The sequence below is a fragment of the Mycobacterium sp. ST-F2 genome, from assembly GCF_001905655.1.
Classification (GTDB): Bacteria; Actinomycetota; Actinomycetes; order Mycobacteriales; family Mycobacteriaceae; genus Mycobacterium.
In genome coordinates this window covers 39152-52018 of the sequence record NZ_JMHT01000023.1, presented here as the reverse complement: position 1 = coordinate 52018, position 12867 = coordinate 39152, and the positions used below count along the sequence as shown (strand labels likewise).

Genomic DNA, 12867 nt, shown 5'->3' with positions numbered 1-12867 from the left:
TACCGCGGGTGACCATGACTTCTTTCCGCGCCCAGGGCCGGTTCAAGGACCCGGCCGATCCCGTCGCTGCCGCGACGCCCACCGCGGCGCCGGAGGCCCGCATCGTCATCGCGCATGCGGTGACGCCTGTCGTGGCGCCGACGCCCGCGAAGCCGCGGAGTCTGGACCCTGCCACGGTCGCGCTGCTGAGCCGGCCGAGCCGTGCGCCGTCGTCCGGCTGGCGCAAGGCGCTGTACTACGCGACGGGCACGCTGCTCAACCCCGGCGACAGTCCCCAGACCCTGCACCGCGCCCGGCTGACGGCGCAGATCAACCGCCCGCTGCGGGACTGCTACCGGATCGCGGTGCTGTCCCTGAAGGGCGGCGTGGGTAAGACGACCATCACCGCGACGCTGGGTGCGACGTTCGCGTCGATCCGCGGCGACCGGGTCATCGCGGTGGACGCGAACCCGGACCGCGGCACGCTCAGCCAGAAGGTGCCGCTGGAGACGCCGGCGACCGTCCGCCATCTGCTGCGCGACGCCGAGGGCATCTCAAGCTACAGCGACGTCCGCAACTACACCTCGCGCGGTGAGAGCCAGCTCGAGGTGCTGGCGTCGGAGAGCGACCCGGCGGTGTCGGAGGCGTTCAGCTCGCAGGACTACGCCCGCACGCTGGCGGTGCTGCAGCCGTACTACCGCCTGGTGCTCACGGACTGCGGCACCGGCATGCTGCACTCGGCGATGGGCGCGGTGCTCGCGCACGCCGACGTGCTCGTCGTGATCAGTTCAGGCTCGGTCGACGGGGCCCGCAGCGCCGCGGCGACGCTCGACTGGCTCGATGCCCACGGTCATCAGGAGCTGGTGCGCAACGCCGTCGCGGTGGTCAACGCGGTGCGGCCGCGCTCCGGCAAGGTCGATCTGCGCAAGGTGGTCGACCACTTCGGCCGCCGGTGCCGGGCAGTGCAGGTGGTGCCGTTCGATCCGCACCTGGAAGAGGGGGCCGAGGTCAGTCTGGACCGGCTCCGGCCGGACACCAGGGATGCGTTGCTGGAATTGGCCGTGGCAGTCGCCGACGGATTTCCGCTGTCGCTGTAGAGCGTCGCTAGGAACCGAGGCGACGCAGGAATTCCGGATCGTCGTCCGGGCCGATGACGCGCGTGGTCGGGCGCCCGGCGGTGGCGCGGGTGGCGCGCCAGCCGACGTAGGCCAACAGCGCCAGCAGCGTGATCAGGAGCAGGAACTGCACGTAAAACCTCCTTTATTCGAATATACGCGTCCGTCGGTAAACTCGTGCGGTGTCTGATGCGCCCGCCACCCCGTCCATGCCACGTTTGCTGCTCGACGTTTTTCTGTACGCGCTCGCCCGCCTGCTGCTGGTAGCGGCGATTGCCGGCGCGATCTTCGGTGTCGTCGCGTTGCTGGGCATCCGTGATTTCCCGGCCATGGTGGCGCTGCTGTTCGCGCTGGTTCTCGGCATGCCGCTGGGCATCTGGCTCTTCGCGCCGCTGCGCCGCCGGGCCACCGCCGGGATCGCCGCCGTCGACGAGCGCCGTCGCGCCGAGCGCGAGCAGCTGCGGTCCCGCTTGCACGGCGAGGACTCCTCGGGCGACTGACGCCGCCGCGGCGCTAGTGCGTGATCACCAGCACCGCGGTGATCAGGGCGGCCCACACCAGCATCGTCAGCCCGGTGTCCTTGAGCACGGGGATCAGCTCGCGGCCGCCCAGGCCGGATCGCACCGGCTTGGCCGCGCGGACCGCCAGCGGCGCCGCCGCGAAGCCGACCAGGCACCAGGGAGTCGCGAGCGTCAGGACCGCCGTCAGCACGAACGGCAGCAGCGTCAGCACCTGGAACAACTGCCGGGTGCGGGCATCGCCGAGCCGCACCGCGAGCGTGATCTTGCCCGACAGCTGGTCGGTCGGGATGTCGCGCAGGTTGTTGGCCACCAGCACCGCCGACGACAACGACCCGATCGCGATGGCGAGCACGAGTCCCACCCAGTCGACCCGCAGCGCCTGCGTGTACTGCGTGCCCAGCACGGCGACCAGCCCGAAGAACACGAACACCGCGACCTCGCCGAGCCCGCGATAGCCGTAGGGGTTGGTACCACCGGTGTACAGCCAGGCGCCGGCGATGCACGCCGCGCCGACGGCGATCAGCCACGGCTGACTCACCAGGGCCAGCGCCAGGCCGGCACCCGCGCCGATCGACAGGCTGATCACGGCCGCCGCCAGCACCGCCTGCGGTGACGCCAACTTGGCGCCGACCAGCCGGACCGGCCCGGACCGGTCGTCATCGGTGCCGCGGATGCCGTCGGAGTAGTCGTTGGCGTAGTTGACACCGATGATCAGCGAGATCGAAACCACAAGGGCCAGAGCCGCTTTCCACCACACCTCACCGCCGACCCAGGCGGCGGCACCGGTGCCTGCCAGCACGGGGGCGACGGCATTCGGGAGGGTCCGCGGTCGGGCGCCCTCTATCCACTGCGAAAGACTGGCCACGCGCGCAATCGTCCCACGCCCCTACACTTATCGGCATGAAGGATCGGCTCAGCAAGAACGAGATTCGCAAAGACGTCGTGCAGGAATCCGTCGAAGCCGTCGCAGGCACGGTCGGCGAGGTCATGAACATCGTCGTCACCGCCGTCAAGGACGTGGCGAGCTCCATCGGCTCCCTGGCCACCGACGCATTCGAGATCCGCGACAGCGCCCGGCGCGCCCGCGCGGAGCTGGAACTGGACGAGGAGGACGTCGAGGACACCGACGAGGCGGACGCGGACGTGCCCGCCCCGACGCCCGTCACGGCCGTGACACCGGAGGCAGCGGAAGCCCCCAAGACCGACGCCGAATAACGGATGCTGGGAGTCATCGGCGGTAGCGGCTTCTACACGTTCTTCGGGGACGACGCGCGCACCGTCAGCGTCGACACGCCTTACGGCACGCCGAGTGCGCCGATCACCATCGGGGCCGTCGGCGGGCACGAGGTGGCGTTCCTGCCGCGGCACGGGCTGAAGCACGAGTACTCGCCACACACGGTGCCGTACCGGGCCAACATGTGGGCGCTGCGCAAGCTCGGGGTGCGGCGGATTTTCGCGCCGTGTGCCGTCGGCAGCCTGACGACGGACCTGGGCCCCGGTGCGGTGGTCGTGCCTGACCAGTTGGTGGACCGCACCCGTGGCCGCGAGGACACCTACTTCGACGCCGGCGGCATCCACGTCGGCTTCGCCGATCCGTACTGTCCGACACTGCGCGCCGTGGCGGTCGGGCAGCCGGGCGTCGTCGACGGCGGCACCATGGTGGTCATCCAGGGGCCGCGCTTCTCCACCCGCGCCGAGAGCCAGTGGTTCGCGACCCAGGGGTTCACGTTGGTGAACATGACCGGCTACCCCGAGGCGGTGCTGGCCCGTGAACTCGAGATATGTTATGCGGCAATCGCTTTGGTGACCGATCTGGATGCGGGCGTCGAGGCGGGGGCCGGCGTCACCACGGTCGACGTGTTCGCGGAGTTCGAGCGGAACACCCCGATGTTCAAGGCGCTGGTGCAGCAGGCCCTTTCGACCGTCCCGGCCGACCGGACGTGCACCCACTGTCTCGCCCATACCGGGGTGACGCTGCCGTTTGAACTGCCCTGATCGGACCAGCTCTTGACACCCGTCAAGTCGGGGTGGCAGAACTGACGGGGTGACTTCCCGCATCTGCGAACAGCTCGGCATCGACTTCCCGCTCTTCGCCTTCAGCCATTGCCGCGACGTCGTCGCCGCGGTCACCAACGCCGGCGGTTTCGGCGTGCTCGGTGCGACGGCGTACACGCCCGAGCAGCTCGACCGGGAACTCGCCTGGATCGACGACCACGTCGGCGGCCGGCCCTACGGCGCGGACATCATCGTGCCGGCGAAATTCGAGGGCAAGGGCGAGAACCTGTCCGACGGCCAGCTGGCCGACCGAATCCCTTCGGAATACCGGGAATTCGTCACCCAGCTGCTCGTCGACCATGGCATCGAGCCCGAGGAACGCGTCCGTACCGGCGGATCGGTGCTGTCCGGCAACACCGGGCATGACCTGCTCGACGTGGCGTTGAGCCACCCCATCAAGCTGATCGCCAATGCCCTTGGGGTACCGCCGGATTACATGATCGAGGCCGGCCGCGAGCGGGGGATCCCGGTGGCCGCGCTCGTCGGCGCCAAGGAGCACGCCATCAAGCAGGTGGCGGCCGGGGTGGACGTCATCGTCGCGCAGGGCACCGAGGCCGGCGGGCACTGCGGCGAGGTGTCGACGCTCGTCGTCGTACCGGAAGTGATCGAGGCCATTGATGATTCGGTTCCGGTACTGGCGGCGGGTGGCATCGTCACCGGGCGACAGATGGCCGCGGCGGTCGCGCTGGGCGCCGCCGGGGCCTGGACCGGTTCGGTGTGGCTGACCACCGAGGAGGCCGAGACCGCGCCGGCCACCAAGCAGAAGATGCTCGCTGCCACGTCACGGGACACCGTACGGTCGGCAGGACGCACCGGTAAGCCTGCGCGTCAACTGGTTTCGGACTGGACGGATGCCTGGGCGCCGAATGCCGGTGGCCGCAAACCGCTTCCGCTGCCGCTGCAGAACATGCTGAGCGAGCCGGTGATCCGGCGTATCGACCGGCTGGCCGAGCAGGGCCATCCGGGTGCCCAGCAGCTGGCGACCTACTTCGTCGGCCAGGGCGTCGGCCTGATGAACAAGGTCAAGCCCGCCCGCGAGGTCGTCCGCGAGTTCATCGAGGACTACCTCGCCGCCACCGAGCGCCTGAACCGCTCGTTGCCCTAGGGATTTGTGCACGATTTTCCGCGCCGGCCGCGGATTTTCGTGCACAAATCACAGGGCTACGGCTCGATGGCGCGGCGGCCCTCACGGAGCTGACGGCGCTCGTCGGCAGCGTCGATGATCGTGGTGTCGCTGCCGTCGAGAGCGGTGTACGGGTCGACGCCGCGCAGCGGCGTGGTCGGGGCGAACGTCGCGTTCATCTGCGGTGCGGCCCACTGGGGTTCGACGCGCGGGTGCATGCCCTGACCCGGCCCCAGCGCCTGACCCTGGTCACGCGGGCCCGACGACTGCTCGTGCTCGCTCTCGCTCACGGTGGTCCGGGAGGTGCGCCGCAGCGTGAAGGTGATCTCCTCGAACTCCTCGATGACCTTCTGTGCCGAGCGCAGCTGCTGCACCGAGGTGTCGATGACGCGGTCCACCACCGGTGCCACGGGCGCCACCAGCGGACGCAGCAGGCGGGCCGCCACCTTGGTGAGGTCGGGCAGCTGCGGCAGCGTCAGGCCACCGGCGGGCTGTGACGACGCCGGCACGGGCAGGTTCTCGGCGGGCTTGTCGTCGACCGGGACGAGTTCGGCCGTCGGGGTCGGTTCGGCCGGCGCGCCGGCCGGTTCGGGCTCCGGCGCCGGCGGCGCGGCGCTCAACGAACGGCGCTGCGGATCCGGGAACGCCATGAGTTCGTCCCAGTCCGAGTACATGGGCTGCGGCTGCGAGTCGGCGGGCCGCAGCACCTCGGCCGTCGGCCCCGCGAGCGCCGGCTGTGCCGGCTCACCGGTCAGCGCCTCGGCGACCCGCTGGCGGTGGTATTCGCGGTTGATCTCGGCGTCGCTTTCCAGGGCCAGGCGCATGGCGGCCAGCTGGTGTTCGGCCTTGAGGATCTCGGCTTCGGCCCGCACCTCGGCCTGTTTGACGGCGATGGCGGTCTCGGCGCGCAGCTCGGCCCGCAGCCGGGACTCGTCGTGACGCTCGCGCAGCGTCCGGTCCTGCCGGGCGTGCAGCAGCATCGGGAGCAGGTACAGCAGGACGCAGACGCCGATCACGGCGATGCGCGCCACCAGAGCGGCGGGCGTCTCGACGGTGTAGCCGTTCATCGCGACCCAGCGGGCGCCGAAGCCACGGTCCGCGCCGGCGCCGGCCGTGTCGCGCGCGGCGGTGACGGCGTGCTCGGCACCGGCGATCCGCGCGTCGAGGCTCGGGGCCTGCTCGTTGCGGGCCGCCAGCGCGGCGTCGAGCTCACGCTGGTCGTGTTCGAGGATGTCCTGGGTGTTCTGGGTGATCTGGCCGTCACCGGGCACCCCGGTGACCGGCTGCTGGGCGCAGGCCGGCGTCGGGTGGTACTCGCAGCGGGCCACGACCTGGGCGTCGTCCCGACGCTGGCGGGCGGAGTCGACGGCCGCGTCGAGCGCGCCGCGGTTGGTGCGCAGCGCGTCCAACTGGCCCTGTGCGGCGGCGACCGCCGGCGTGCCCGCGGCGCGGGCCGCGGCCTCGGCGTCCATGCGCTGGGTGATGGCATTGCTGAACAGCGTCATCGCGGCCAGTTCGCCGACGAGGAGGCCGATCGCGACGGCCAGGGCCACCCGCACGCCGGTGCCGCGGGCGCTGGCGACGGTGCTGCGGATGGCCACGACCACCAGCGCACCGAAAATCAGGGTCACGGGCAGCACGACGGCCAGTGGCAGACCGGTGGACGGGGTCGCGACGGCGGCGGCGACGAGCCAGGCCAGCACGCCTCCCGACCAGGTCAGGGCGGTCACCGCAGGGTGGTTGTCAGGCTGTCTGTGGGCAGGCATGGAAACTCCAACTCTTCCGGTCCGCGTTCCAGGGTCCCAGAGAGCCGGGCCCGCCACCGAATCAAGCGCCGGTACTGTGACCGGCATCACGGGCCGATCAGGCGTTTTTCTGGTACCGCAGCGTCAGTGCCCGCCGGTCCAGCTTCCCGATACCCCGGCGGGGGAGTTCGGCCACCACGTGCACCTCGCGCGGGGCGGCGGTGGCGGCCAAGGTGGCGCTCACGTGTTCCCGCAGGTCAGCGACGGTGGGAGCGGTTGTCCCCGGGTGGAGCACGACGGCGATGGCCACCCGTTGGCCCAGCCGGTCGTCGGGTACGCCGAAGACCGCGCATTCGGCGATGGCCGGATGGCCGGCCACGGCCGACTCGACGAGGGCCGGCAGCACCTTGAGCCCGCCCGTGGCGATCGCGTCGTCGACGCGGCCCAGCACCCGCAGTACACCCGAATCATCCACGGCGCCAATGTCATCGGTGACGAACCAGCCGTCCACGAACGGCGACGGGTCGACGGGATTGCGGTAACCCGAGGCCAGCGTGGGGCCGCCCAGGGCGACCCGGCCGGTGTCGTCGACGCGCAGCTGGACGCCGGCCAACGGTGTTCCGTCATAGACGCAGCCGCCGCAGGTTTCGCTCATCCCGTAGGTGCGGACCACGGAAATGCCTGCGGCCGCGGCCTTTTCGCCGAGACCGGCGGGCATGGGGCCGCCGCCGATCAGGACGGCGTCCAGCTCGGCCAGGGCCGCGGTCGCGGCGGCATCGGCCAGGATCTTGGCCAGTTGTACCGAAACCAGCGACGTGTAACGCCGGCCCGGGCCCAAAGCGCTGACGGCGGAAGGTAATTCGCCGACGTCGAAACCCGGGTCAAGGGCGACGGGCGTGGTGCCGGCCCGCAGGCTCCGCACCAGCACCTGCACGCCGGCGACGTGATAGGCGGGCAGCGCCAGCAGCCAGCGGCCGGGACCGCCGAGCCGGTCGTGCGTGGCGTCGGCACTGGCGTGCAACGCCGCCGTGGAAAGCAAGGCGCCCTTGGGGATTCCGGTGGAACCCGACGTCGAGACCACCAGTGCCACGCCGTCGCCGACGGGCTCGCCGGCGCGCAACGTCTCGGTCAGCAGCGCGGCCTGGCGGTCGTCGTCGGCCGGTACCGGCAACAGTGCGCCGGCACCGTCCAGGGCGTGCGCCAACTCGGGAATGAGGGCAAGGGCCGCCGCGCCGGACCCGACGGCGACCGGACGCAGCACGCCTATGGCGTGCCTCCGTCGGCAGGCCCGCCGTCGGCGGGATCGCGGGGGTCGTCGAGCGGCCAGCCCTTGGCGGCCAACCGCGCTCGCACGCGCTCGACGTCCTCGGCGCGGGGCAGCTCATCGGTGATGCGGGTGATCAGGACGCCGATGTCGATGTGGTCGAACTCGCCGCGGTTCATCAAACCGCGCGCGACCGACTTCACCTCGTCGTTGGTCAGGCGCCGGGACAGCAGGGCAAGGAGCGGCACCCGGTCGGTGGCGGGGATGCCGTCGGGATACCCGGCTTGCAGCCACGCCACGATCTTGGTGAGAAACGAGTTCATGGCGTCACCTCCTGATCTCGGGAAGGGGCGGCCCAGCTGTGCGCTGGGTGCCCCGAAATTGCGCACCGAATCCTATGCCCATGCTGTGACGTGGGCATATCGCCACCGTAGCCCCCGGCGCCGCGCGCAGCACTTTGCCAGACCAATTAGACGAAGCTAACAGGTGAACACTCCATGAACACCTCTGTGGGAGTGGAAAACACCCAGGTCGCGGTCAAGATCGAGGACTTCTGTAACTGGTCAAAAACGCCGCCGTTACACCAGAATGAGCGCCATGAGCGCAGAGTTGGTCATCCTGGTGCTGTTGATCGCAACAGCACTGGCTTTTGACTTCACGAATGGATTTCACGATACCGGTAATGCCATGGCGACCTCGATCGCCACAGGCGCGCTGAAGCCCAAGACCGCCGTGCTGCTGGCCGGCGTCCTGAACTTGGTCGGCGCGTTCCTGTCAGTCGAGGTCGCCGTCACCGTCACCACCTCGGTGCTGAAGATTCAGGACAGTAAGTCCGGGCACCTCCTGAAGTCCATCGACGCGTCGACCGGACTCACCATCATCTTCGCCGGCCTCATCGGCGGCATCCTGTGGAACCTCCTCACCTGGCTGTTCGGCATCCCTTCCAGCTCGTCGCACGCGCTCTTCGGCGGACTGATCGGTGCCGGCCTGGCCGCGCTCGGCACCGCCGGCATCAACTGGACCGGTGTCATCCAGAAGGTCCTGATCCCGGCAGTCGCCGCGCCGTTCATCGCGGGCCTCGTGGCCGCCGTCGGCACCTGGCTGGTGTACCGGATCACGCGCAACGTCATCAAGAAGCGCCGTGAGGAAGGCTTCCGCTGGGGCCAGATCGCCACCGCGTCGCTCGTCGCGCTGTCGCACGGCACCAACGACGCGCAGAAGACCATGGGCGTCATCGCCCTGGCCCTCATCACCACCGGCCACCTGACCGGCGACGTGAAGAAGGACGGCCTGCCGTTCTGGATCATCGCCTCGTGCGCCCTGGCCATCGGTCTGGGCACCTACATCGGTGGCTGGCGCGTCATCCGCACCCTGGGCAAGGGCCTCGTCGAGATCGAGTCCCCGCAGGGCCTGGCCGCCGAGGCGTCCTCGGCCGCCATCATCCTGAGCTCCAGCGCCGCCGGTATGGCGCTGTCCACCACCCATGTTGCGACGGGTTCGATCCTGGGCAGTGGCGTCGGCAAGCCGGGCGCCTCGGTCCGCTGGGCCGTCGCCGGCCGCATGGCCATGGCCTGGCTGATCACGCTGCCGGCCGCCGCTCTGGTCGGTGCCCTGTCGTACTGGCTGTCCTACGGCCTGAAGTCCGCCACCGGTTCCGCGCTGGTCGGCGACGGCACGATCTTCGTCATCCTGGTCGCGCTGTCGGGCTTCATGTACTGGCGTGCGCAGCAGCAGAAGGTCGACCACAACAACGTCAACGCTGATTGGGACGCGTCGACCAACTCGGTGGTGCCCGCCGATGTCCGTGGGGCTGCCGCCAAGTCGCCCGAATCCGCCGGCGTCTGATTCCCCGAGAACCAAGCAGAAGGATTCACTGATGAATTACGTGGAAGCCATCCTCAAGGTCCTCGTCGTGGGCCTGGTCCTCGGTGCCGGACTCCCCGCGGTGTTCGCGGGCGGCCTGGTCGCCTACTCCAACGGCGCCGGCGGCGAGCACTCCGACGGGACGGTCGCGGCCCCCAACCCGATCCTCAAGTTCCTGGGTCTCGCGCTGTTCGTGCTGGTCGGAGCGGTGGTCCTGCTCGCGATCCTGTGGATCACCCGGTCCACGATCATCCACCACACCGGCGTCGACCTGTTCCCCTTTCTGAAGAAGTGAGCTGACGGACAATGACTGAATCCAACGGATTGTTCGAGAATGTCCTGCGCTGGCTGCGGGCCGGATACCCGGACGGCGTCCCGCCGAAGGACTACTACCCGGTGCTGGCGCTGCTGAAGCGGTCGCTCACGGAGGACGAGGTCGTCGAGGCGGCGCGGTCCATCCTGCGGACCAACGACGGCGAGAGCCCGGTCACCGAGGCCGAGATTCAGCTCGCGATCGCAGCCGTCACCAACCAGGAGCCCAGCGCGGACGACATCCACCAGGTGTCGGCGCGGCTGGCCTCGGTCGGCTGGCCGCTGGCGACGCCGGCGCGCTGACGCGCTGACGCGCTGACGCGCTGACGCGCCACAGATTCACCACCCACGACACCCGGAGTGCTAACTCCGGGTGTCGCGTCGTAGGGGGTGGGTGTCGGGCACCTGGACGAAGATCAGGGTGACCTGATCGGGATCGGTGACGTGCATCTCGTGCAGTCCCCACGGTTCCTGTTGTGCGGCACGGGCAATCGGCACCCCGCGGGACTCCAGTTCGGCCTGGGTCTGATAGACGTCCCGCACCTGCAGCCACAGCGCGCCAGGGAACGGGACCGTCGGGCCGTCGTCGGCACGGCCGTGGCCCGCGAGCTCAATGAGCGACTGCCCGGCGTAAAACACTGTGCCGGCGCCGTATTCGCGGGCGATGGCCAGGCCGATGGCGTCGCGGTAGAAGGCCACGGACTTCGCGTAGTCGACGGGCCGGATCAGGATGCGGCTGGCCAGGATCTCCATCGCGTCACCCGGCCGGTTGTGCGCGTCGACGTTTCATCATCTGGTCGACCAAGCCGGGGACGAAACTGTTGAGCGCGTGCGACGTCACCGCGATCCGGGGCGCGATGCGCACCGGGCGGGTCTTGGCCGCCGTGATCATCCAGTCGGCGGCTTCGTCGGCCGACAGGCCGGGCACCCCGTCGAAGGCGCGGGTCGGTGCGATCATCGGCGTCTTCACCAGCGGGTAGAAGAGCGTCGACGAGTGCACTCCGCTTGCGCCCCACTCGGTTTCGATGACCCGGCTCACCGCGGTCAGGGCCGACTTGGAGGCGTTGTACACCGCGAACAGTGGCGACGACTCGTTCATCACACCCCACGTGGACACGTTGATGATGTGCCCGTCGCCGCGCGCGAGCATGCCGGGGGCGAAGCCGCGGACCAGGCGCAGCGGCGAGTAGTAGTTCAGCGTCATGGTGCGTTCGACGTCGTGCCAGCGGTCCAGGGACTCGGCCAGCGGGCGGCGGATCGACCGGCCGGCGTTGTTGATCAGGATGTCCACGCCGCCCAGCTCGGCTTCCACGTCGGTGACCAGCTTGTCGATGGCGTCCATGTCGGACAGGTCGCACGGCCGCGCGATGGCGTCGCCGCCACCGTGGGTGATGCGTGCGGCCACCTTGTCCAGCAGGTCGGCCCGGCGGGCGACGATGACGACCGTCGCGCCGAGGCGCGCGAACTTTGCGGCGGCCGCCTCCCCGATGCCCGACGACGCCCCCGTCAGCACGATGCGCTTCCCGGCCAGGTCCACCTCGCCGTGGCCCGACAACCGTTCGATCAGGGGCGGTCGCATGCCGGCGAGCAGCAGGCTCTCGCTGACGCGCCGTAGTGGACTCTTGCTCACCCCCTGAGCTTAGGGCCGGGGCGTCAGCTCGCTCCGGTGACAGGCCAGACGTCGGTGTACACGAGTTCGTCGAGCGGGCGCGCCGTCGTCCAGCCCACGATCTCGAGTTCGGGGCGGTCCGGGAACTCCGGCACCGGGCCGACGCACAGCACCGCGATCGGATCCGCCCCCTCGGGCATCCCCAGCAGTGCGGCCAGTTCCGTCGGCTCGAACAGCGAAACCCAGCCCAGCCCAAGGCCTTCCGCGCGAGCCGCCAGCCACATGTTCTGGATGGCGCAGGACACCGACGCCAGGTCCATGTGCGGCATGGTGCGCCGGCCGAAGATGTGGCGCTCCCGATCGTCACCGAGCGCCACCACGAACAGCTCCGCGCAGTCACCGATGCCCTCGACCTTGAGTGCCAGGAACTCGGCTTCGCGCGGTCCGAGGGCCTCGCCCGTCTGGATCCGCTCGGCGTCGACGAGCTCCTTGATCGCAGTCCGCGTGGCCGGGTCGGTGATGCGCAGGAAGCGCCACGGCTGCATCAGCCCGACGCTCGGCGCCATGTGCGCGGCCTCCAGGATGCGGCGCAGAACATCTTCGGGCACTTGGGAATTCGGTGTGAAGTGCCGCATGTCCCGGCGCTCGGACATGACGCGGTAGACGGCTGCGCGTTCGGCGTCGGAGTAACTCGGCTCGCTCACCCCGGGAGGCTAACAGGGGTCAGCGGGATCCGATCACGTCGGAGTGCCGCCGGTGGGACCGGCGGGACGGGCGCGCTGCCGGCGTGGTTCGGTTGGGGAAGGCGAACCACGCCGCCAGCGCCACGTTGTAGCCGGTGAGGATCGTGTAGAGCACGGAGTCGCGCGCGTCGAAACCCAGCGGTCCCGGGCTGTGGCTCGAGGTGGCCGCGATGCACACCACCGTCACGATGAACCAGCCGACGGCCGCGATGCGGTTGAACAGTGCCGCGCTGCGGCCGAAAGCGGCGAAGACGGTCAGCACGCCGACCACGAGCAGCAGCGAGCAGTGCAGCGGCGTCACCCGCAGCCACATGATCGGTGCCCCGGCGGCGCCGAAATGCGGGTTCGCCATGGACCAGGCCAGGCCGGTGCCGCCGAAGACGCCCAGGGCGAAGCCCTGGGCCCCCAGCGCCCAGCGGCCGATCCGCGCCTGTGCCCCGACGTTCACGTGCCCAGTGTGACGCGAGGCATCCCGCATCGACACGCGCCCAAGCGGATACACAGCGCACTCATGAAAAGCGCACAGCGTCCCGTCGTC

The 12867-nt window shown here is 70.0% G+C and carries 17 protein-coding genes; 8 read left to right on the top strand and 9 right to left on the bottom strand.

Annotated elements, in window-relative coordinates; translation table 11 throughout:
* Positions 1-14 precede the first annotated feature (14 nt).
* Positions 15-1076 (top strand): nucleotide-binding protein, encoded by a 1062-nt coding sequence (locus EB75_RS10580; RefSeq protein ID WP_073695412.1) that lies wholly within the window; start codon positions 15-17, stop codon positions 1074-1076.
* A gap of 7 nt (positions 1077-1083) precedes the next feature.
* Here EB75_RS10580 and EB75_RS29275 read toward each other — a convergent pair whose 3' ends face one another.
* Positions 1084-1227 carry a hypothetical protein gene (locus EB75_RS29275; RefSeq protein ID WP_165605505.1) on the bottom strand — a complete coding sequence of 48 codons (144 nt, stop codon included), beginning with the start codon at positions 1225-1227 and terminating at the stop codon, positions 1084-1086.
* A gap of 76 nt (positions 1228-1303) precedes the next feature.
* Here EB75_RS29275 and EB75_RS10575 point away from each other — a divergent pair, with 76 nt between their 5' ends.
* Positions 1304-1594, top strand: a complete 291-nt coding sequence (locus EB75_RS10575) for a DUF4229 domain-containing protein (RefSeq protein ID WP_061004043.1) — start codon at positions 1304-1306, stop codon at positions 1592-1594.
* 13 nt (positions 1595-1607) lie between these two features.
* On the opposite strand, the gene EB75_RS10570 is transcribed toward EB75_RS10575, so the two are convergent.
* Positions 1608-2480 (bottom strand): 1,4-dihydroxy-2-naphthoate polyprenyltransferase, encoded by an 873-nt coding sequence (locus EB75_RS10570; protein ID WP_064858629.1) that lies wholly within the window; start codon positions 2478-2480, stop codon positions 1608-1610.
* Between the two features lie 35 nt (positions 2481-2515).
* On the opposite strand from EB75_RS10570, the gene EB75_RS10565 reads away from it, so the two are divergent.
* The 3 genes from EB75_RS10565 to EB75_RS10555 are packed head-to-tail and all read left to right on the top strand — an operon-like array spanning position 2516 to position 4775.
* The gene (locus EB75_RS10565) at positions 2516-2830 is read left to right on the top strand and encodes a hypothetical protein (RefSeq protein WP_073695358.1); all 315 of its coding nucleotides are present in this window, start codon (positions 2516-2518) and stop codon (positions 2828-2830) included.
* Between the two features lie 3 nt (positions 2831-2833).
* Positions 2834-3610 (top strand): S-methyl-5'-thioadenosine phosphorylase, encoded by a 777-nt coding sequence (locus tag EB75_RS10560; RefSeq protein WP_073695357.1) that lies wholly within the window; start codon positions 2834-2836, stop codon positions 3608-3610.
* A 49-nt stretch (positions 3611-3659) separates the two neighbouring features.
* Positions 3660-4775 carry an NAD(P)H-dependent flavin oxidoreductase gene (locus EB75_RS10555; protein ID WP_073695356.1) on the top strand — a complete coding sequence of 372 codons (1116 nt, stop codon included), beginning with the start codon at positions 3660-3662 and terminating at the stop codon, positions 4773-4775.
* A 56-nt stretch (positions 4776-4831) separates the two neighbouring features.
* Here EB75_RS10555 and EB75_RS10550 read toward each other — a convergent pair whose 3' ends face one another.
* The 3 genes from EB75_RS10550 to EB75_RS10540 form a co-directional block, all read right to left on the bottom strand.
* A complete protein-coding gene (locus EB75_RS10550) occupies positions 4832-6559 on the bottom strand; it encodes a DUF4407 domain-containing protein (protein WP_168176024.1) in 1728 nt (575 codons plus the stop codon).
* Between the two features lie 97 nt (positions 6560-6656).
* A complete protein-coding gene (gene menE, locus EB75_RS10545) occupies positions 6657-7805 on the bottom strand; it encodes an o-succinylbenzoate--CoA ligase (RefSeq protein ID WP_073695354.1) in 1149 nt (382 codons plus the stop codon).
* Positions 7802-8125, bottom strand: a complete 324-nt coding sequence (locus tag EB75_RS10540; protein ID WP_064861220.1) for a DUF3349 domain-containing protein — start codon at positions 8123-8125, stop codon at positions 7802-7804. The genes menE and EB75_RS10540 overlap by 4 nt, the downstream gene beginning before the upstream one ends.
* Positions 8126-8399: 274 nt before the next feature.
* Between EB75_RS10540 and EB75_RS10535 the strand changes: the two genes are divergently transcribed.
* Genes EB75_RS10535 through EB75_RS10525 form a run of 3 tightly spaced genes read left to right on the top strand, consistent with a single transcriptional unit; the run spans position 8400 to position 10280 of the window.
* Positions 8400-9647, top strand: coding sequence for an inorganic phosphate transporter (locus EB75_RS10535; RefSeq protein ID WP_064861221.1), 1248 nt, complete (start codon positions 8400-8402; stop codon positions 9645-9647).
* Between the two features lie 31 nt (positions 9648-9678).
* Positions 9679-9960, top strand: a complete 282-nt coding sequence (locus EB75_RS10530; protein ID WP_064861222.1) for a hypothetical protein — start codon at positions 9679-9681, stop codon at positions 9958-9960.
* 11 nt (positions 9961-9971) lie between these two features.
* On the top strand, positions 9972-10280 hold the full coding sequence (locus tag EB75_RS10525; RefSeq protein ID WP_064861223.1) for a DUF3349 domain-containing protein: 309 nt from the start codon (positions 9972-9974) through the stop codon (positions 10278-10280).
* Positions 10281-10340: 60 nt separating this feature from the next.
* On the opposite strand, the gene EB75_RS10520 is transcribed toward EB75_RS10525, so the two are convergent.
* The 4 genes from EB75_RS10520 to EB75_RS10505 are packed head-to-tail and all read right to left on the bottom strand — an operon-like array spanning position 10341 to position 12777.
* On the bottom strand, positions 10341-10730 hold the full coding sequence (locus tag EB75_RS10520; protein WP_073695353.1) for a VOC family protein: 390 nt from the start codon (positions 10728-10730) through the stop codon (positions 10341-10343).
* Positions 10731-10734: 4 nt separating this feature from the next.
* Entirely contained in the window at positions 10735-11607 is an 873-nt protein-coding gene (locus EB75_RS10515) for an SDR family oxidoreductase (protein WP_064858446.1), read from the bottom strand.
* Between the two features lie 23 nt (positions 11608-11630).
* Complete coding sequence (gene bluB / locus EB75_RS10510; RefSeq protein WP_073695352.1) at positions 11631-12290, bottom strand: 5,6-dimethylbenzimidazole synthase; 660 nt, start codon at positions 12288-12290, stop codon at positions 11631-11633.
* A 19-nt stretch (positions 12291-12309) separates the two neighbouring features.
* Entirely contained in the window at positions 12310-12777 is a 468-nt protein-coding gene (locus tag EB75_RS10505) for a hypothetical protein (protein WP_064858447.1), read from the bottom strand.
* Between the last annotated feature and the right edge of the window lie 90 nt (positions 12778-12867).